We start from the raw sequence: 18,324 nt of genomic DNA, 5'->3' as shown, positions 1-18,324 counted from the left end.
GAAAGGTGATGGCTGGTTCAGCGAAGCATCTTGGATGCCGGCCTCTCGCACTATCCTAGGCAAAAACCCTTGACACTTGCACAGACCGCGCGAAATTCTCAAAATGAAACAGCTTGCCGCCCGGCGAGCCGGGAAATGCCGCCCCGCCCGCGAAAACACACGATGACCGCCACTCTCGTCTCGCCATCCCCAGAGGGTTCCCTCGCCCGTTCCCTGGCCATTTCCCAGGCCCGCCGCGCGCTCATCGAAGGCGAACCCCAAGGCGCGCGCCCGCATGCATGCATCGACTCCTGGATCGCGCGCTCCTGGCAGCGCTGCATCGAGGCCGGGCAGCAGCCGCGGCAGCGGGTCCATTTCGACCCGGTGAGCCGCTCGGGCAGCCGCGACGTGGCCGAGCGCAACCGGGCGCTGGTCGCGGCGGCGCGCCCGGTCATCGACCGCCTGTCGCGCGCCATCGCCGACACCCGCTACTTCGCCATCCTCACCGACGCCGAGGGCATCGTGGTCGACGTGGGCAACCTCCCCGCCGGCACCGACGCCGCCAGCCGCTGCGCGCGCGACATCGGGCGCATCGGCGTCGACCTGTCGGAGCGCGCCATCGGCACCAGCGCCATCGGTACCGCGCTGGCCGAGCAGGAATCGGTGTGGCTGCACCGGGGCGAGCATTTCTTCGACGACACCAGCGTCTACAGCTGCGCCGGCGCCCCGCTGTTCGGCCCGCGGGGCGACTGCATCGGCATGCTCGACCTGACCGGCGTGCAGACGGTGGAGCGGCCCGAGCTGCGCCACCTGACCACCCTGTCCGCCCGCAGCATCGAGAACATGCTGGTGATGCGCGAACCCTGCGAGCTGCTGCTGCACCTGGCCTGGCCCGGCTGCGCGGCCAGCGAGGCCACCGAGGGCCTGCTGTGCATCGACGCCGAAGGCCGCGTCACCGGCGCCAACGCGGCGGCGCGGCAGATGCTGCACCAGCCGCTGGCACGCAGCGAGCACGCCCTGCTGTTCAACGACCTCTTCGCCCTGCCGCTGCACATGATGTTCGATGCGGCCCGCCGCGGCGACCCGGTGCTCGAGGTGCCGCTGTGGTCGGGCCTGCGGGTGCAGGTGCGGCCCCACCGCAACGGCGCCGACATTCCGCCGGGCGCGCCGGCGGCCGAGGCGCAGCCGCGGCTGCGCGACGTGGAGACCGCGCTGATCCGCAAGGCGGTGGCCGATGCGCGCGGCAACGTGGCCGAGGCGGCCCGGGCATTGGGAATCAGCCGCGCGACCGTCTACCGCAAGCTATGGCGCGGCCGCACGAGCGGCGCGCCGGACTGAGGGCTTTCATTCGGCTTTCGCCCGGCCGCTTCGGCCTTCCTTCTTCTTTCCTTTTTCTTCTTGCTTCAGGCACCGACCGGCACCTTGTCCAGGAAGCCCGTGACCGTGCGCAGCTTGCCCGCGTCGAGCTGCACGAAGTCCGTTCCCTGGATCAGGTCTTGCGCGCCGCTCGGGCCCAGCGTCCACGAAAAGCGCAGGTGGTCGCCATGCGCATCCGCCTTGCCCAGCAGGTTGAAGCGGAAGCCCGGAAAGCGCTGGTGCACGGCGCCGACCAGTGCGTTGATCTGCGCATGGCCGCTGGCCTGCGCCATCGGGTCGACGTAGTGGGCGTTGGCGGCCCACCCGGCTTCGATCAGCGCGGCGCGGCGCGCGGCGTCGGTTTCGTTCCACACGGCGATGTAGCCCTGGGCGATCGCGGTGGCGTCGTGTGCGGCGGTGTTCATGGTGACGATTCCTTTCGAGGGGTTCGACCCGCAACATCGCGGGGTGAAGGAATGGTCGCGCCGCACGCGAGGCGCGTCGATGACGTGGCAGGTTATGCGGCGCCTTATGCGGCCGTGTCCATCGTCGCGTTCGCATCGAGCGGGAACACCGGCCGGCGCACCTTGCCGAACGGGAACAGGCCGTAGTCCGAACTCGTCACGCCGGGGCTGTCGCACTCCACCAGCGCGGACGACAGCGGCCCGAACACCGGCCGGCAGTACATGCGCGACTTCAGCAGCAGGAAGCGCTCGGTGCGCGGGTCGAGCCCCGCGCATTCGAACACGCCGATGTCCCACGGCTCCTGCGTGCGCTCGGTCACCACGATGCGCGCGGCGCCGATGTCGAACAGCACCGTGCGGCCCATGCTGCTGCGCTGGCCGGTGTAGGTGGGGCCGGTGATGACGTAGTCGCCGTCGCTGATGACGCGCACCGTGCCGGTCAGGCGCACCGGCGTCTTCGACAGGCCGATGCCCGCGAGCGACACCTTGTTGCCCAGCGCCACCGTCACCTCGGCGCCCTCGCCCGCCGCGATGAGTTCGGCCACCGCCTCGGGGTCGCACAGCGGGCCCACGCCGATGCCGTGCAGGCCCTGCGCAAGCGCCTCCTGCAGCACGTCCATGGTGTCGCAGCTGCCGCCCGACATGCAGTTGTCGCCGTGGTCGAGCAGCAGCACCGGGCGCGCCGCGCCGTGGGCGATGAGCTTGGCGCGCGCGATCGATTCGGCCAGCGGTTCGCTGCGGTAGATGAAGGCCTCGCGCTCGGCCCACATCTGCGCGGCGATGCGGTCGGCCGTGGCCTGCGCGCGCTCGGGCGACTGCGCATCGACCGCGATCACGCTCATGCACGGCGTCGCGATGTCCGACAGCGAGAAACCCGCCAGGATCGACACCGCGAGCGACTCCGACTTCTCCGCCGCCTGCGCCGCCTCGATGGCGCGCTGCATCGCGCCGGTGAACGACGCGCTGCGCAGCGTGTGCGCCATCAGGGGCAACTGGCGCCAGCGCATGTGCGGCTGGCTGCGCCCGGCCAGCAGGTCGAACATCAGGCGCCCGGCATGGTCGCCGGTTTCGTACATGTCGATGTGCGGGTAGGTCTTGAAGCCGACGATCACGTCCGCGTTCTCCACCATCTCGGGCGTCACGTTGGCGTGCAGGTCGAGCGCCACGCCAATGGGCACGCCCGGCGCGGCGGCGCGCAGGCGCACCAGCAGGTCGCCCTCGCCGTCGGCGCTGTTCTGCGCCACCATGGCGCCGTGCAGGTCGAGCAGGATGGCGTCGCAGCCCGGCGCGGCATCGACGATGCACTGCGTGAGCGTGCTGTAGGCCTGTGCATCGACCGGCCCGCTCGGGTTGGCCGAGGCCGACACCGGCGTCACCACCGTGGCGCCCGCCGCCTCGGCCAGGTCGATGAAGGCGGACATCGCGGTGCGCATGCCCTTGTTGTCGGTGTAGGCCTGCTCGCCGAAGGTCGGGCCGTCGGGCCCGAAGGCCGCGAGCGGCGTGGGCACGGGCGAGAAGGTGTTGGTCTCGTGGTTGAGGCGCGCGATCAGCACTTTCATGCGGCGACCTCCTCGACCACGACCGCGCTCTGCAGCATCGCCTGCAGCAGCACGTTGCACCCGGCTTCCAGGTGGTCGGGCTGCGCGTCCTCGATCTCGTTGTGGCTGATGCCGTCCAGGCAGGGCACGAAGATCATGGCCGCGGGGCACACGCGCGCGAGGTACACCGCGTCGTGGCCCGCGCCGCTGATCACGTTCATCCAGGTCATGCCCTGCGCCCGCGCGGCGTCGCGCACGGCGGACACCAGTCGGGGCGTGAAGGGCTGCGGCGGGAAGTACACCACCTGCTCCACCGTCGCCTCGACCTTGCCCTTGGTGGCGATGCGCTGCACCGCTTCGCGCATGGCGGCGTCCAGCGCCGACAGCACCACGTCGTCGGCCGCGCGCAGGTCGACGCTGAGCTTCACGCGGCCCGGAATCACGTTGCGGGAATTGGGATAGTTGTCGATCCAGCCGACCGTGCCGCGCGCATGCGGCGCGTGGGCCAGCGCGATGCGGTTCACCTCGATCACCAGTTCGGCGGCTGCCAGCAGCGCGTCCTTGCGCAGCTCCATCGGCGTGGGGCCGGCGTGCGCCTCCATGCCTTGCAGCACCACGTCGTACCAGCGCTGGCCGAGCGCGCCTTCGACCACGCCAATCACGCGCTCGTTGGCTTCCAGCACCGGGCCTTGCTCGATGTGCGCTTCGAAGTACGCGCCCACCGGCGAAGCCGTTGCCGACGGCGCCACGCTGCCCGCATAGCCGATGGCCGCGAGCGCGTCGGACACGCTCACGCCTTCGGTGTCGCGCTGCGCCAGCGCGTGCTCCAGCGTGAAGGCGCCGGCGAACACGCCCGAGCCCATCATCACGGGCACGAAGCGCGAGCCCTCCTCGTTGGTCCACACGGCCACCTCGATCGGCGCCTCGGTCTGCACCTTGGCGTCGTTCAGGCTGCGGATCACCTCGAGGCCGGCCAGCACGCCGTAGTTGCCGTCGAATTTGCCGCCGGTGGGCTGCGTGTCGATGTGGCTGCCGGTGGTGACGGGCGGCAGCGCGTTGTTGCGACCGGCACGGCGCGCGAAGATGTTGCCGATGGCGTCCACGCGGACCTCGCAGCCCGCCTCGCGCACCCAGCGCGTGAACAGGTCGCGGCCCTGGCGGTCGAGCTCGGTCAGTGCGATGCGGCAGACGCCGCCTTTTTCGGTGGCGCCCAGCTGCGCCAGTTCCATCAGCGAGGCCCAGAGGCGCTGGCCGTCGATGCGGAGTTCGGTGTGTGATGTCATGGTGGTGCGGAAAGAAAGAGGGGTTGGCGGGCGCCTCAGGCGAGGCCCACGCCCAGGTAGCGGTCCTTGACCTGGTGGTCGGCCACGAAGTCGGCGTTGGCGGCCTCGTGCACGATCACGCCCTGCTCCACGATGTAGTGGCGGTCGGCCAGCTGCACGCAGACCTCGAGGTTCTGCTCGACCAGCAGAATGGCCACGCCGGCCGCCTTGATGGTCTTGAGCTGCGCGACGATCTCTTCGACGATCACCGGCGCCAGGCCTTCGACCGGCTCGTCGAGGATCAACAGGCGCGGATGGTTCATGAGCGCACGGCCGATGGCCAGCATCTGCTGCTCGCCGCCCGAGAGCTGCCCGCCGCCGTTGCGCCGGCGCTCCTTCAGGCGCGGAAAGATGCGGTAGATGTCATCGAGCTGCCAGGGCGATTCGCGCCGCTGGCCGAGCAGCAGGTTCTCTTCCACCGACAGCAGCTTGAAGACGCCGCGGTGCTCGGGCACCAGGCACACGCCGCGCTGCGCGATGCGGTGCGGCGGCTGGCCCGCGACGTCGGCGCCCTGGAAGCGCACGCGCCCGCCGGTCGGCAGCACGGCGCCGGCAATGCTCTTGAGCGTGGTCGACTTGCCCGCGCCGTTGCGCCCCAGCAGCGTGACCAGCTCGGCCTCGCCCACGCGCATCGACACGCCCTGCAGCACGTGGCTCTTGCCGTAGTGCGCGTGCAGGCCTTCCACTTCGAGGATGTGGCCGGTGCTCATGCTTTTCCTCCGGTGATCATGTTGCCCAGGTAGGCGGTGCGCACGCGCGCGTCGGCGCGGATGTCGCCCGGCAAGCCCTCGGCCAGCACGCGGCCGAGCTGCATCACGGTCACGGTGTCGGAGATGTCCATCACGATGTTCATGTTGTGCTCGATCAGCACCACGGTGTGCGCGTCGCGCAGGCCGCGGATCAGCTGCTTCATGTCGTCGAGGTCGTCGATGCCCATGCCCGAGGTCGGCTCGTCCAGGAAGATCGCCTTGGGCCTGGCGGCCAGCGCCATGCCCACCTCGAGGCGGCGCTGCTGGCCGTGCGACAGCACGCTGGCCGGCGTGTCGGCCAGCCGCTCCAGGCCGACGCGCGCGAGCACCTCGGCCACCGTCTCGGCGCAGGCGCGCTCGCCCACCGGCGCGCGCCAGCAGTTCATGGCCTGGCGCGGTGCAACGCCCTGCGCCGCCACGCGCAGGTTCTCGCGCACCGACAGGCTCGCGAACAGGCTCGTGACCTGAAAGGAGCGCGCCATGCCGCGCTGCACGCGCTGGTGGTCGGGCTCGCGCGTCACGTCGTGGCCGTCGAACATGATGCGCCCGCCCGTGGTGGTGCCGGTGCCCGTGAGCATGTGGAACAGCGTGGTCTTGCCAGCGCCGTTCGGCCCGATCACCGAATGCACGGTGTTGCGTTTGATCTTCAGGTCGACGCCGCCCAGCGCGGCGAACTTGCCGTAGTGCTTGGTGACGCCGACGGCTTCGATGAGAACGTCGCTCATGCTTTTTCTCCTTGCGCGGCGCTTGCGGCGGAGGCCGCCTTGGGGTCGGGCACGGCCTTGCGGAACACGCGGCGCCATGCGCTTTCGCCCAGGCCCCAGAGCCCGCGCTGCATGCCGATGCTCACGCCGATCAGCAGCAGGCCCAGCAGCAGCAGCCAGCGCGGCCACAGCGTGGAGAGCCAGTCGGCCAGCAGCACGTAGAAGGCCGAGCCCAGCACCGACGCGAACAGGTTGCCGGTGCCGCCGATCACGGTGATGACCAGGATCATCTCGCTCGTGTGGTACTCGGCGTTCGACAGCGGCGCGATGCCGGTCATCATGGCGTGCAGCCCGCCCGCCAGGCCGGTGACGGCGCCGGAGATCACGAAGGCCAGCAGCTTGAAGCGCTTGAGGTCGTAGCCCACGGCGGCGGCGCGGTCCTCGTTGTCGCGGATGGCCAGCAGCGTGCGGCCGAAGACCGAGTCGGTCACGCGCAGCAGCAGCGCGAATGCAAGGAGGAACATCACGGCCACGAAGGCGTAGTACTTCCACGGCGTGTCCATGAAGGCCGGGCGCGGCACGTCGAGCAGCCCGTTGTCGCCGCCCGTGAGGCCCGAGGCGGTGTACGCCACGAAATAGAACATCTGCGCGAAGGCCAAGGTGAGCATCACGAAGTAGGTGCCGCGCTGGCGAATGGCCACCCAGCCGACCACCGCCGCGCCCAGCGCGCCCATGCCGATGGCCGCGAGCAGGGCCAGCGGCATCGGCAGCTGCAGCCGCGTGAGCAGGATCGCGATGGTGTAGCTGCCCAGCCCGAAGAAGATGCCCTGGCCGAACGACAGCAGCCCGGTGTAGCCCAGCAGCAGGTTGCAGCCGACGGCGGCCAGCGCGTAGATGAGCACCTCGCTCGCGAGCGAACCCGAGCGCAGCACCAGCGGCAGGCCCAGCGCGACGATCAGCGCCAGGAGGAAGGAATATTTTCTTGGCATGGCGTGGTCCTCATCCTCTGCGGCCGAGCAGGCCATGCGGGCGCAGCAGCAGCACGGCTGCCATGGCGACGTAGATCATCAGGCTCGCACCCGGCGGCCAGATGGTGCTCATGAGGCTCTGCACGATGCCGATCAGCAGGCCGCCGACCAGCGCCCCGCCGAAGCTGCCGAGCCCGCCGATCACCACCACCACGAAGGCCACGCTGAGCGCCTCGACGCCCATGAACGGCTCGGCCCCGCGAATGGGCGCGGCCAGCACGCCGGCCAGCGCCGCGGTGGCCGCGCCCAGCGCGAACACCAGGCTGAACACGCGGAACACGTTGATGCCCAGCAGCGACACCATCTCGGTCGACTCGCTGCCCGCGCGCACCGCGCTGCCCAGGCGCGTGCCTTCGAGCACCCACCACAGCAGCACCGCGAGCACGGCGGTGAAGCCGATCACGAAGAGCCGGTACTTCGGGTAGATGAAGCTGCCCCACATCACCACGCCCTGCAGCAGGTCGGGCGTGGGCACGCTGTTGCCCAGCGGGCCCCAGAACACGATCACGATCTCCTGCACCGCCAGCGCAAGGCCCACGGTGACGAGGATGTGGAACTCGTGCGCCTTGGCGTACACGCGGCGCAGCAGCAGCTTCTCGGCCAACCAGCCCAGCGCGCCCACGGCGAGCGGCACCACCACCAGCGCGGCCCAGAAGTTCAGGCCCCACTGCATGGCCTGGTAGCACAGGTAGGCGCCCAGCAGGTAGAAGGCGCCGTGCGCGAAGTTCACGAAGCGCAGCAGGCCGAAGACGATGGACAGGCCGACGGCCAGCAGGAAATACAGCATGCCGATGCCGATTCCGTTGATGGTCTGGAGCAGGTAGACGGTCATAGGGATGGGTAGTGGTGGCGCGGTGGCGCGGCCCTCCTCCCTTTGCAGCCAACCTGCAAGGGATCCGGAGGCCGCACGCAGTGGGCAAGCCCGGGCGTCAGCCCAATTTGCAGCCGGTCTTGTCCGCGGCGAGGAACGACTTGCCCGAACTCACCACGTCGACGTAGTCGGCCGGGTTGGCCATCTTCGACTTGGCCTTGCCCTTGAGCAGGTAGTAGTCCTTGATGACCTGGTGGTCGGCCTTGCGGATTTCCTCGGTGCCGGTGAGGCCGTCGAACTTCATGCCCTCGAGCGCGGCGATCACCGCCTTGGGGTCGACCGTGCCGGCCTTCACGATGCCGTCGATCAGGATCTTGGTGCAGATGTACGAACCCGCGAGGCTGTAGTTGGGCACGATCTTCAGCTTGTCGGCCGTGCGCTTCACCAGGTCCTTGTTGAGCGTGGTGTCGGCCGTGTGCCAGTACTGCGCACCGAAGTAGACGCCGTCGCACAGGTCGGCGCCGAGCTCGTCGAACTGCTCCAGGCCCGAAGCCCAGGCCATGAGGATCGTCATGTTCTTGTGCATGCCGAAGCTCACCGCCTGGCGCAGCGCGGCGGACGACTGCGCGCCGAAGTTCAGCAGCAGCAGCACGTCGGGCTTGGCGGCCATGGCGTTGGTGAGGTAGCCGCTGAATTCCTTTTCATTGAGCGAGTGGTAGCTGTTGCCCACGTGCTCGACGCCCTTCTCCTGGAAGATGTTCTTGGCCGCGCTCAGCAGGCCCTCGCCGAACACGTACTGCGGCGTGATGGTGTACCAGCGCTTGGCCTTGGGCATGGAGGCGATCAGCGGGCGCACGGTCTGCTCGATGGCACCGAAGGTGGGCACCGACCAGCGGAAGGTGGCGGGGTTGCAGTCCTTGCCGGTGATCTCGTCGGCGCCCGCGGTGGTGATGAACAGGCCGCCGGCCTTCTCGGCTTCCTTGCCCATGGCCAGCGCTTCCGACGACAGGATGCCGCCCGCGAAGAACTTGGCGCCCTGCTGCTGCGAGGCTTCCTGCACCTTGCGCACCGCGGTGGCGGGCTTGCCCTCGGTGTCGAGCACCGTGTAGGCCAGCGGGCGCTTCAGCACGCTGCCGTACTGCTCGATGGCCAGCTTCATGCCCAGGTCGGCGAACTTGCCGTTGGCCGCGAAGGCACCCGACATCGGCACCGGGCAGCCGAACTGGATCGTCTGCGCCGACTGCGCGAAAGCGCCGCGGCCCGTGAGCAGCGAGGCGGGGGCAGCCGACAGGGCGGCCAGCTGAAGAAGGTGTCTGCGTTGCATGGAGTTCTCCGGTCGAGGTGGGGATGAGGGTGGGGGTGGGACGGAACGTGGGGGAAAGAAGGAAAACGGGGTGCCAGCGATCGCGGGCAAATTTAAGCGGATAAATAGGATTAATATGCTGGTAAAAACCCGCAAGCAAGGCTTGTGCCCACCACCCGACCGGAGCCCTCGATGCCGCCGTTTAAGATCGCCCGCTGTTGCGCATCCCGCGCATCTCCCGATGGGCATGGAGCGTTTCAATGAGAGTGGGACAGAACCGTCCTAAACGGCAAAAGCTCTCGGACGTCATCGTCGAAGACGTCAAGCGCTGGATCGTGGCGGAGCGCAAGCAGCCCGGCGACCGGCTGCCGAACGAGAAGGAACTGATCGAGCTTTTCGGCTATTCGAAGAGCACCGTGCGCGAGGCGCTGAAGGCCCTGGAAGTGCGCGGCCTCGTGTCGATCCGCACCGGCCCCGGCGGCGGCGCGTACCTGCAGCAGGTGTCGGTGGACCATGCGTCGGAGCCGCTGCGCAACTTCCTGCACTTTCACCACCTCGACGGGCACCACATCTACCAGCTGCGCAAGGCGCTGGAGCCTGAACTGGCCGTGAGCGTGGTGGGCAAGCTGACGCCGGAGCAGTTCGGCAAGCTCGAAGAAAACATCCGCCTGTGCACCGTCGAGCCGACCAACGAGGACGAACTGCGCACCCAGCGCGAGGCCGAGCTGGCCTTCCACACGATGCTGGCCGAAAGCTGCCCCAATCCGGTGCTGTCCTTCATGTGCCGCTTTCTCAACGACCTGCTGCGCGACCTCGTGGTCTACAAGAAGGCGCTCGACCATCACCACTTCGGCGAGACCAACGTCGACTACCACACGCAGTTGCTGGCGGCCTACCGCAAGGAAGACGCCGACGAGGTGCGCCGGCTGATGGCCGAGCACATGGTCGATGCCGAGCACCACATGCACGAGATGGAAGCGCACATCGGGGCGAAGCACCTGCTGCTGCCGAGCGGACAGCGCTGAGCCGCCCTCTGTCTTCTTTTTACTTGTGCGGGCGCTGGTGCGCCTGCGCCAGGCACGCCTGGAACGCCAGCACCGCGCGTGACGGCTTCGGCGAGCGGCGCAGCAGGCTCACGAAGCGGCACGCATAGTTGAAGCGCGCCGGCAGCACCGGCTGCATGAGCCCGCGCTGCTCGAAGACCTGCGCGTAGTGATCGGGCAGGAAGCCGAGAAAGCGCCCCGACAAGATCAACGTGGCGATGGCTTCCTGGTCGAAGCCGGTCGCCTTGCGCGAGAGCTTCGCGCGGTGGCTCAGCTCCATGTTGGGCGAGTGGTAGCCCAGCCCCGCGAAATGGTGCTCGCGCAGCTTGGCCCAGGTGAGCTTTGCGTGGCCGGCGCCGAACAGCGGATGCCCCGCGCCGCAGTACAGCAGCATGGTCTCGTCGAACAGGTCGGCGTACACCAGGCTCTTGGAGCTGCGGTGCGCCGGGATGATGCCGATCTGGAAGTTGCCCTCCAGCACGCCCTGCTCGATCGCGTTGATCGACCCCACGTGCAGCGCCAGGCTCACCTCGGGCGCGATCTCGGTGAAGCGCGCAATGGCTTCGCCGATGCGCGCCTGCGGGTTGGTGGCGGTCTTGTCGAACACCGCCACCTCGAGCTGCCCGCCCATGCGGTTGTGGATGTCGTCGATGCTGCCGCGAAAGGCGTCGACCGAGGCCAGCAGGCGCAGCGTCTCGTCGTACACGCGCTGGCCCTCGGCCGTGAGCGCGAAGCCCGCGCGCCCGCGCCGGCACAGCACCAGGCCGAGCCGCGTCTCCAGGTCCTTCACATGGCGGCTCACGGTGGAGGTGCCGATGTTCAGCTCGAGCTCGGCGGCCGCCATGCCGCCGCAGTCGACCACGCTCTTGAACACCTTGAGCAGGCGCAGGTCCATGTCGCTGAGCTGCCCCAGAACGGCGCGGTTGCGGGTGCCGGCGGCACCGTTTTGGGCTTTCTCTTTTACTTGCATGAACTGTCAAGTGAACATTGATATTGCGCCATTCTCCACACTGAAGGCTGTGCGAACAATCGGCACACCTCATCACCCCTCCGGAGCCCGCCCTTGCGGGAATCGCCATGACCCTTGCCACCCCCGCCCTCGAACCCACGCCCGCCGTCCGCACCGACGCCGCCTGGCTCGACGCGCACTGGATGCCCTACACCGGCAACCGCAACTTCAAGGCCGATCCGCGGATCATCGTGGAGGCCAAGGGCGCCTACTTCACCGACGCCGACGGCCGCAAGATCTTCGACGGCCTCTCCGGCCTGTGGTGCTCGGGCCTGGGCCACGGCCGCCCCGAGATCACCGAGGCGGTGAGCCGCCAGATCGCCAAGCTCGACTACTCGCCCGCCTTCCAGTTCGGCCACCCCGCCTCGTTCGAGCTGGCCAACAAGATCAAGGAACTCACGCCCGCGGGCCTGGACTACGTGTTCTTCACCGGCTCGGGCTCCGAGGCCGCCGACACCTCGCTGAAGATGGCGCGCGCCTACTGGCGCACCAAGGGCCTGTCGAGCAAGACCCGCCTGATCGGCCGCGAGAAGGGCTACCACGGCGTGAACTACGGCGGCATCTCGGTGGGCGGCATCGCGGCCAACCGCAAGCTCTTCGGCCAGGGCATCGAAGCCGACCACCTGCCGCACACGCAACTGGCCTCGAACGCCTTCACGCGCGGCATGGCCGACAACGGCGCCGAACTGGCCGACCGCCTGCTCGACCTGATCGCGCTGCACGACGCGTCGAACATCGCGGCCGTCATCGTCGAGCCCTTCGCGGGTTCGGCCGGCGTGGTGATCCCGCCCAAGGGCTACCTGAAGCGCCTGCGCGACATCTGCACGGCCCACAACATCCTGCTGATCTTCGACGAGGTCATCACCGGTTTCGGCCGCTGCGGCGCGTTCACCGGCGCGGAAGCCTTCGGCGTGACGCCCGACATCATGAACATCGCCAAGCAGGTCACCAACGGCGCGCAGCCGCTGGGCGCCGTGGTCGCCAGCAAGGAGATCTACGACACCTTCATGGCCGCCGGCGGCCCCGACTACATGCTCGAGTTCCCGCACGGCTACACCTACGGCGCACACCCAGTGGCCTGCGCCGCCGGCATCGCCGCGCTCGACGTGCTGCAGAAGGAAGACATGATCGGCCGCGTGCAGACGCTGGCGCCGCACTTCGAGAACGCCGTGCACAGCCTGAAGGGCAGCAAGCACGTGAACGACATCCGCAACTACGGCCTGGCCGCCGGCCTCACGATCGCCGCGCTGCCGGGCGAACCGGCACGCCGCCCGTACGAGATCGCGATGAACTGCTGGAAGAAGGGCTTCTACGTGCGCTACGGCGGCGACACCATCCAGCTCGCGCCGCCCTTCATCGCGGAGAAGGCGGAGATCGACCGCATGGTGAACGCGCTGGCCGACGCGCTCGCAGAAACGGCCTGACCCGCGACGGACCGTGGCCTCATCGGAGGCCGGGTCCTACAGGCGGCGCGCCGGCCGCCTTCCAATAATCGGCGGGATGACGGCACTGCGCAGCGACATTCCCGCCCGCCTCGACCGCCTGCCATGGTCCCGCTGGCACTGGCGCGTGGTGATCGCACTGGGCGTGGCCTGGGTGCTCGACGGCCTCGAGGTCACGCTGGTGGGCTCGATCGGCGCGGTGCTCGAGCGGCCCGACACGCTCGGGCTCACGGCCGGCGAGATCGGCCTGTCGGGCTCGGTGTACGTGGCCGGCGCGGTGCTCGGCGCCCTGCTCTTCGGGCGGCTCACCGACCGGCTCGGCCGCAAGAAGCTGTTCCTGATCACGCTGGTGGTCTACACCATCGGCACGCTGGCCACGGCGTTCTCCCCCAACTTCGCCTTCTTCGCGCTGTGCCGCCTCGTCACGGGGCTGGGCATCGGCGGCGAGTACGCGGCCATCAACTCGGCCATCGACGAACTCATTCCGGCGCGCGTGCGCGGGCGCGTCAACCTGGCCATCAACGGCAGCTTCTGGATCGGCGCGGCGCTGGGCGCGGCGCTCAGCCTGGTGTTGCTCGACGCGCGCGTCATAGGCCCGGTGTGGGGCTGGCGCGCCGGCTTCGCGCTGGGCGCGGTGCTGGCGGTGGCCATCTTGCTGGTGCGGCGCGACGTGCCCGAGAGCCCGCGCTGGCTCATCGCGCACGGCCGCGCCGATGAAGCCAAGCGCATCGTCGACCAGATTGAAGCCGAGATCGAGGCGCAGCACGGCCCGCTGCCCGCGCCGCAGGGCCATGTGAACTACACGGCCGCGCGCGCCCACAGCCCGTCGATGCGCGAAGTAGCGCGCGTGCTGCTGCAACGCTACCGGCAGCGCAGCGTGGTCGCGCTGGCGCTGATGGTGTCGCAGGCCTTCTTCTACAACGCCATCTTCTTCACCTACGCGCTGGTGCTCACGCGCTTCTATGCCGTGCCCGAGGCCAGCGTGGCGCTCTACATCTTTCCGTTCGCGCTGGGCAACGTGCTGGGGCCGCTGCTGCTGGGCCCGCTGTTCGACAGCGTGGGCCGGCGCAAGATGATCGCGCTGACCTATGTGCTCGCGGGCGTCGGCCTGGCGTTCACGGGCTGGGCCTTCATGATGGGCTGGCTCGACGCGCGCAGCCAGGCGCTGTGCTGGTCGGCGGTGTTCTTCCTGGCCTCGGCGGCGGCCAGCTCGGCCTACCTCACGGTGAGCGAGGTGTTCCCGCTGGAGATGCGCGCGATGGCCATCGCGATCTTCTATGCGGTGGGCATGGGCGCGGGCGGCTTCGCGGCGCCGCTGCTGTTCGGCCTGCTGATCGAGACCGGCAGCCGCGGCGCGGTGATGGTGGGCTACGGCATCGGCGCCGTGCTGGTCATCGTCGCGGGGCTGCTGGCCTTGCGCTATGCGGCCGACGCGGAGCGCAAGCCGCTGGAGGAAGTGGCGCCGCCGCTGTCGTCGGAAGCGGGCGGCGAGCGCTGAGTTCGACCGGGCGCAACCGGGCAGGACTACAGCGCGATCAAAGCGCGACTACAACGCGACTACAGCGCGCAGGTGCGAAAGCCGAAGAAGCCGTCGTCCCGGCCCGGCAGCGCAAAGCCGCGGCGGCGCGGTGAACGCAGCCGCGCCCGCGTCGCGAACGACGCACCGCGCAGCACGCGCGCGCGCCCGAAGCCGGCGGCCGGATCGAAATCGGTTCCCGCGCTCCACGGGTCGGCCCGGTAGCCCGGCCAGGGCTGCAGCGTGCCCGCGGTCCATTCGTGCACGTCGGCCCAGCGGAAGCCGCGCCGCGCAGCCGTATGCGCCGCGATTTCCCATTCGACCTCGGTCGCGATGCGCCGCCCGGCCCAGCGCGCCCAGGCGTCGGCCTCCCACCAGCTCAGGTGCACCGCGCTGTGGTGGCCGGCCGCGCGCACGGTCGCACCGAAGCGCTGCTGCAGCACCGAGCCGCCCGTGCCATGGCGCCCCACGCCGATCTGCTCGACGTGGCGCGGGCCGCGCCGCCCGTCGACCTGCGCGGCCAGCCAGCGCCAGCCGTCGCCGTGCCACAGCTCCTCGCGGTCGTAGCCGCCGTCGTCGACGAACTCGATGTACTGGTTCCAGGTGACGGGCTGCGCGTCGATCTCGAACTCGGGCACTTCCACCCGGTGCGCCGCGCGCTCCTGCGAGAAGGCGAAGCCGTTCTCGGGCATGCCCAGCTCCCAGCGCGTGGCCGGCAGCAGCAGCGGCTCGCGCGTGACGGCGATGGGCGCCTGCTCGACGCCCAGCGGCAGCCCCAGCGTCTGCGCCATCACCACGAACTGCTCGCCGCGCAGGTCTTCGTGGAACAGCGCGAGACGGTAGAAGTACAGGCCCGCGTCGGTCTCGGCCGCGTGCTCGAGCAGCTCGAGCGTGCTCTCCAGCGTGTCGAGCATGTAGGCCTTGGTCTGCGCCAGGTCGGGCAGGTCCGGAATGCCGCGCAGCGCCTGGGGCAGCTGCACGGTGCCCCACCAGTCGTCGGCGCCGGGCTCGATGGCCGCGAGCCGCGTGGGACGCACCGGGCAGTCGGCACCGAAGGCGCGCTGCGTGTTGCGCCCGATCCACCACTCGGCAAACCAGCCGATGTGCCCGGCCAGCCAGATCGGCGGCACGACGTCCGGCGCCGCGGCCACCGGCATGTGCTCGCCGAGCGCCTGCTCGTAGAGCGACAGCAGGTGCAGGGTGTGGTTGCGCGCGTCGATCAGCGCCAGCGAGAGCAGGTCGCGGCCTGCCCGGCAGATGTCGGGGGAGTCGATCGATTGGGACGTCGCCACGGCCGGAGCCGGAGGGGGTCGCGGTGTCTGGGCCATGGGGGATTATGGCCACGCTGCGCCCCCCGGGTACGCCCCGAAAGACACTTTGCATTACGTCGATAGAATTCGTCCCGCCTCACGCACCCGACCCGCTGGCACACAAGGCCAGTGCGTCGGGTGCCGTCGTATATGGGGGCATCCAATACAAAAATGGAGATGTAATGCAAGGCTTGCTCAAGCTGTCCCGGGCCATCGACTGGCTCAACGCCCAGGTGGGCAGATACGCCATCTGGCTGATCCTGGCCGCCACGGCGATCAGCGCCCTCAACGCGATCGTGCGCAAGGTGTTCAACACCAGCTCCAACGCGTTCCTCGAAGTGCAGTGGTACCTGTTCGCGTGGTCGTTCCTGATCGCCGCTGGCTTCACGCTGCTGCACCGCGAACACGTGCGCATCGACGTGCTCAACAGCCGCCTGTCCAAGCGCAAGCAGGTGTGGATCGACATCATCGGCTTCACTTTCTTCCTGACGCCGCTGTGCATCACGGTGCTGTGGCTGTCGATGCCGGTAGTGATCCAGATGTACCAGTCGGGCGAAATGTCGGGCAACTCGGGCGGGCTGATCCGCTGGCCCGTGTGGGCGGCGCTGCCGGTGGGCTTCGTGCTGCTGCTGCTGCAGGGCTGGTCCGAACTCATCAAGCGCATCGCGTTCCTGCGCGGTGAAGGCCCCGACCCCATGGGCCGCCTGACCGACAAGACGGCCGAGGCCGAACTCATCGAAGCGCTGCGCCTGCAGGCCGAGGCGGACGCCGCCAAGGCCGCGCCCGGCACGTCCCCCGTGGCCGCCAAGCCGCAACACTGAACGGCCGAGCAGACACACACACCATGGAATTCATTGTTGCCAACTTCGCCCCGATCATGTTCGCGGGGCTGATCTGCTTTCTGCTGCTGGGCTTCCCGGTGGCATTCAGCCTCGGGGCCTGCGGCCTGTTCTTCGGTTTCGTCGGCATCGAGCTCGGCGTGTTCCAGTCGTCGGTGATGGCCTGGCTGCCCCAGCGGCTGATCGGCATCATGGCCAACGACACGCTGCTGGCGGTGCCCTTCTTCACGCTCATGGGGCTGATCCTCGAGCGAAGCGGCATGGCCGAGGACCTGCTCGACACGGTCGGCCAGGTGTTCGGCCCGATGCGCGGCGGCCTGGCGCTGGCGGTGATCTTCGTCGGCGCGCTGCTGGCGGCCACCACCGGCGTGGTGGCGGCCTCGGTCATCTCGATGGGCCTGATCTCGCTGCCCATCATGCTGCGCTACGGCTACGACCGCCGGCTGTCCAGCGGCGTCATCGCGGCGTCCGGCACGCTGGCGCAGATCATCCCGCCCTCGCTGGTGCTGATCATCATGGCCGACCAGCTCGGCAAGAGCGTCGGCGACATGTACAAGGGCGCCTTCCTGCCCGGCTTCATGCTGATGGGCCTGTACGTGCTGTACGTGGTGTTCCTCGCGATCTTCAGGCCGGCGCAAGTGCCAGCGCTGCCGCCCGAGGCGCGCACCTTCCGCCAGCCCAACGGCAGCGGCGGCTACGCGTCGCTGGTGGGCCTCACCGCCCTGTCGGCCGTGGTGGCGGTCTGGCTGGCGCGCAACATGGCGGCGGTGCACAGCTGGTTCCAGGGTCACGAAGTGACCTCCGTGGCCACCGACGAGAAAGTGGTGGTCGCCATGTGCGGCGGCGTCTTCGTGGCACTGGTGATCGCGCTGGTCAACAAGGGCCTGAGGCTCAACCTGCTGTCGCGGCTGGCCGAACGGGTCACCTTCGTGCTGATCCCGCCGCTGCTGCTGATCTTCCTGGTGCTGGGCACCATCTTCCTGGGCGTGGCAACGCCCACCGAAGGCGGCGCCATGGGCGCCATGGGCGCGCTGGTCATGGCCTGGGTGCGCCGGCGCATGAGCTTCTCGCTGCTCAAGCAGGCGCTGGCCTCGACCACGCGTCTTTCGAGCTTCGTGATGTTCATCCTGATCGGCGCCACCGTGTTCAGCCTGGTGTTCCAGGCGGCCGACGGCCCGATCTGGGTCGAGCACCTGCTGTCGTCGCTGCCCGGCGGCCCGGTGGGCTTCCTGATCGCGGTGAACGTGCTGGTGTTCTTCCTGGCGTTCTTCCTGGACTACTTCGAGCTGTCGTTCATCGTGGTGCCGCTGCTGGCGCCGGTGGCGCACAAGCTGGGCATCGACCTGATCTGGTTCGGCGTGCTGCTCGCGGTGAACATGCAGACCTCGTTCATGCACCCGCCGTTCGGCTTCGCGCTGTTCTTCCTGCGCTCCGTCGCGCCCGAGAAGCAGTACGTGGACCGCGTGACCCAGAAGGTCATGGAGCCGGTGACGACGATGCAGATCTACAAGGGCGCGATCCCGTTCGTGCTGATCCAGCTCACCATGGTGGGCGTGCTCATCGCCTTCCCGCAGATCGTGACGGGCGCGCTCGACAAGGAGATCAAGGTCAACCTGGACGACATCGGCGCGCAGATGCGCGACAGCCTGAAGCCCGAAGGCGACGCCACGCCCACCGACCCGTACGGCACGCCGGAAGAAGCCGCGCCGGCGGTCGAGCCGACCGTCCCTGGTGCTGGCGCCGGTGCGGCACCGGCCGCCCCCGCCACGCCGGAGCCGCCGGCCGAGAGCACCGAGAGCGACCCCATGAAGGCCATGCAGGACGCGCTGAAGCCGCAGAAGCCCTGAGGCGGACTGAGGCGGCGCGGCAACCAGACCGGGGTTCACCGAGCCCCGCGAAGCCCCATGAAAA

General features: G+C 69.1%; 16 protein-coding genes. 6 read left to right on the top strand and 10 right to left on the bottom strand.

Annotation, left to right across the window (positions count from 1 at the left end; all coding sequences use genetic code 11):
- Positions 1-162: 162 nt before the first annotated feature.
- Entirely contained in the window at positions 163-1,317 is a 1,155-nt protein-coding gene (locus BM013_RS06945) for a helix-turn-helix domain-containing protein (protein WP_093124519.1), read from the top strand.
- A gap of 65 nt (positions 1,318-1,382) precedes the next feature.
- On the opposite strand, the gene BM013_RS06940 is transcribed toward BM013_RS06945, so the two are convergent.
- The 8 genes from BM013_RS06940 to BM013_RS06905 all read right to left on the bottom strand — a co-directional run bounded on the left by BM013_RS06940 (position 1,383) and on the right by BM013_RS06905 (position 9,275).
- Positions 1,383-1,760, bottom strand: a complete 378-nt coding sequence (locus BM013_RS06940; protein ID WP_093124516.1) for a nuclear transport factor 2 family protein — start codon at positions 1,758-1,760, stop codon at positions 1,383-1,385.
- 104 nt (positions 1,761-1,864) lie between these two features.
- Positions 1,865-3,358, bottom strand: a complete 1,494-nt coding sequence (locus BM013_RS06935; RefSeq protein WP_093124513.1) for a M81 family metallopeptidase — start codon at positions 3,356-3,358, stop codon at positions 1,865-1,867.
- Positions 3,355-4,620: a Zn-dependent hydrolase gene (locus tag BM013_RS06930; RefSeq protein ID WP_093124511.1), complete on the bottom strand. Its 1,266-nt coding sequence runs from the start codon at positions 4,618-4,620 to the stop codon at positions 3,355-3,357. The genes BM013_RS06935 and BM013_RS06930 overlap by 4 nt, the downstream gene beginning before the upstream one ends.
- A 35-nt stretch (positions 4,621-4,655) precedes the next feature.
- The gene (locus tag BM013_RS06925; protein ID WP_093124509.1) at positions 4,656-5,369 is read right to left on the bottom strand and encodes an ABC transporter ATP-binding protein; all 714 of its coding nucleotides are present in this window, start codon (positions 5,367-5,369) and stop codon (positions 4,656-4,658) included.
- Entirely contained in the window at positions 5,366-6,133 is a 768-nt protein-coding gene (locus BM013_RS06920; RefSeq protein ID WP_093124507.1) for an ABC transporter ATP-binding protein, read from the bottom strand. The genes BM013_RS06925 and BM013_RS06920 overlap by 4 nt, the downstream gene beginning before the upstream one ends.
- Complete coding sequence (locus BM013_RS06915; protein ID WP_093125197.1) at positions 6,130-7,101, bottom strand: branched-chain amino acid ABC transporter permease; 972 nt, start codon at positions 7,099-7,101, stop codon at positions 6,130-6,132. Before BM013_RS06915 ends, BM013_RS06920 begins: the two co-directional genes overlap by 4 nt.
- 10 nt (positions 7,102-7,111) lie before the next feature.
- Complete coding sequence (locus BM013_RS06910; protein WP_093124505.1) at positions 7,112-7,972, bottom strand: branched-chain amino acid ABC transporter permease; 861 nt, start codon at positions 7,970-7,972, stop codon at positions 7,112-7,114.
- Between the two features lie 97 nt (positions 7,973-8,069).
- Positions 8,070-9,275: an ABC transporter substrate-binding protein gene (locus tag BM013_RS06905; protein ID WP_093124502.1), complete on the bottom strand. Its 1,206-nt coding sequence runs from the start codon at positions 9,273-9,275 to the stop codon at positions 8,070-8,072.
- A gap of 239 nt (positions 9,276-9,514) precedes the next feature.
- On the opposite strand from BM013_RS06905, the gene BM013_RS06900 reads away from it, so the two are divergent.
- Positions 9,515-10,279: a FadR/GntR family transcriptional regulator gene (locus BM013_RS06900; RefSeq protein WP_093124500.1), complete on the top strand. Its 765-nt coding sequence runs from the start codon at positions 9,515-9,517 to the stop codon at positions 10,277-10,279.
- Positions 10,280-10,298: 19 nt separating this feature from the next.
- Here BM013_RS06900 and BM013_RS06895 read toward each other — a convergent pair whose 3' ends face one another.
- Entirely contained in the window at positions 10,299-11,267 is a 969-nt protein-coding gene (locus BM013_RS06895; protein ID WP_093124498.1) for a LysR family transcriptional regulator, read from the bottom strand.
- Between the two features lie 107 nt (positions 11,268-11,374).
- On the opposite strand from BM013_RS06895, the gene BM013_RS06890 reads away from it, so the two are divergent.
- A complete protein-coding gene (locus tag BM013_RS06890) occupies positions 11,375-12,730 on the top strand; it encodes an omega-aminotransferase AptA (RefSeq protein ID WP_093124495.1) in 1,356 nt (451 codons plus the stop codon).
- Between the two features lie 76 nt (positions 12,731-12,806).
- The gene (locus BM013_RS06885) at positions 12,807-14,246 is read left to right on the top strand and encodes an MFS transporter (protein ID WP_093124492.1); all 1,440 of its coding nucleotides are present in this window, start codon (positions 12,807-12,809) and stop codon (positions 14,244-14,246) included.
- Positions 14,247-14,305: 59 nt separating this feature from the next.
- Here the strand turns inward: BM013_RS06885 and BM013_RS06880 are convergent, their stop codons facing one another.
- Positions 14,306-15,592 (bottom strand): SUMF1/EgtB/PvdO family nonheme iron enzyme, encoded by a 1,287-nt coding sequence (locus tag BM013_RS06880; RefSeq protein ID WP_093124489.1) that lies wholly within the window; start codon positions 15,590-15,592, stop codon positions 14,306-14,308.
- 164 nt (positions 15,593-15,756) lie between these two features.
- On the opposite strand from BM013_RS06880, the gene BM013_RS06875 reads away from it, so the two are divergent.
- Together BM013_RS06875 and BM013_RS06870 are read left to right on the top strand one after the other, a co-directional pair.
- On the top strand, positions 15,757-16,395 hold the full coding sequence (locus BM013_RS06875) for a TRAP transporter small permease subunit (protein ID WP_093124486.1): 639 nt from the start codon (positions 15,757-15,759) through the stop codon (positions 16,393-16,395).
- A gap of 23 nt (positions 16,396-16,418) precedes the next feature.
- A complete protein-coding gene (locus BM013_RS06870; RefSeq protein WP_093124483.1) occupies positions 16,419-18,260 on the top strand; it encodes a TRAP transporter large permease in 1,842 nt (613 codons plus the stop codon).
- The last annotated feature ends 64 nt before the right edge of the window (positions 18,261-18,324 follow it).

This window comes from Variovorax sp. OK605, assembly GCF_900115445.1.
Classification (GTDB): Bacteria; Pseudomonadota; Gammaproteobacteria; order Burkholderiales; family Burkholderiaceae_C; genus Variovorax.
Note: the sequence above shows the minus strand (reverse complement) of the source record. Positions and strands in the feature narration are given on the sequence as shown.

Bases quoted from the DNA above. Each gene is read 5' to 3' on its own strand.
- BM013_RS06945 (WP_093124519.1), top strand. From the start codon at position 163: ATGACCGCCACTCTCGTCTCGCCATCCCCAGAGGGTTCCCTCGCCCGT.
- BM013_RS06940 (WP_093124516.1), bottom strand. From the start codon at position 1,760: ATGAACACCGCCGCACACGACGCCACCGCGATCGCCCAGGGCTACATC.
- BM013_RS06935 (WP_093124513.1), bottom strand. From the start codon at position 3,358: ATGAAAGTGCTGATCGCGCGCCTCAACCACGAGACCAACACCTTCTCG.
- BM013_RS06930 (WP_093124511.1), bottom strand. From the start codon at position 4,620: ATGACATCACACACCGAACTCCGCATCGACGGCCAGCGCCTCTGGGCC.
- BM013_RS06925 (WP_093124509.1), bottom strand. From the start codon at position 5,369: ATGAGCACCGGCCACATCCTCGAAGTGGAAGGCCTGCACGCGCACTAC.
- BM013_RS06920 (WP_093124507.1), bottom strand. From the start codon at position 6,133: ATGAGCGACGTTCTCATCGAAGCCGTCGGCGTCACCAAGCACTACGGC.
- BM013_RS06915 (WP_093125197.1), bottom strand. From the start codon at position 7,101: ATGCCAAGAAAATATTCCTTCCTCCTGGCGCTGATCGTCGCGCTGGGC.
- BM013_RS06910 (WP_093124505.1), bottom strand. From the start codon at position 7,972: ATGACCGTCTACCTGCTCCAGACCATCAACGGAATCGGCATCGGCATG.
- BM013_RS06905 (WP_093124502.1), bottom strand. From the start codon at position 9,275: ATGCAACGCAGACACCTTCTTCAGCTGGCCGCCCTGTCGGCTGCCCCC.
- BM013_RS06900 (WP_093124500.1), top strand. From the start codon at position 9,515: ATGAGAGTGGGACAGAACCGTCCTAAACGGCAAAAGCTCTCGGACGTC.
- BM013_RS06895 (WP_093124498.1), bottom strand. From the start codon at position 11,267: ATGCAAGTAAAAGAGAAAGCCCAAAACGGTGCCGCCGGCACCCGCAAC.
- BM013_RS06890 (WP_093124495.1), top strand. From the start codon at position 11,375: ATGACCCTTGCCACCCCCGCCCTCGAACCCACGCCCGCCGTCCGCACC.
- BM013_RS06885 (WP_093124492.1), top strand. From the start codon at position 12,807: ATGACGGCACTGCGCAGCGACATTCCCGCCCGCCTCGACCGCCTGCCA.
- BM013_RS06880 (WP_093124489.1), bottom strand. From the start codon at position 15,592: ATGGCCCAGACACCGCGACCCCCTCCGGCTCCGGCCGTGGCGACGTCC.
- BM013_RS06875 (WP_093124486.1), top strand. From the start codon at position 15,757: ATGCAAGGCTTGCTCAAGCTGTCCCGGGCCATCGACTGGCTCAACGCC.
- BM013_RS06870 (WP_093124483.1), top strand. From the start codon at position 16,419: ATGGAATTCATTGTTGCCAACTTCGCCCCGATCATGTTCGCGGGGCTG.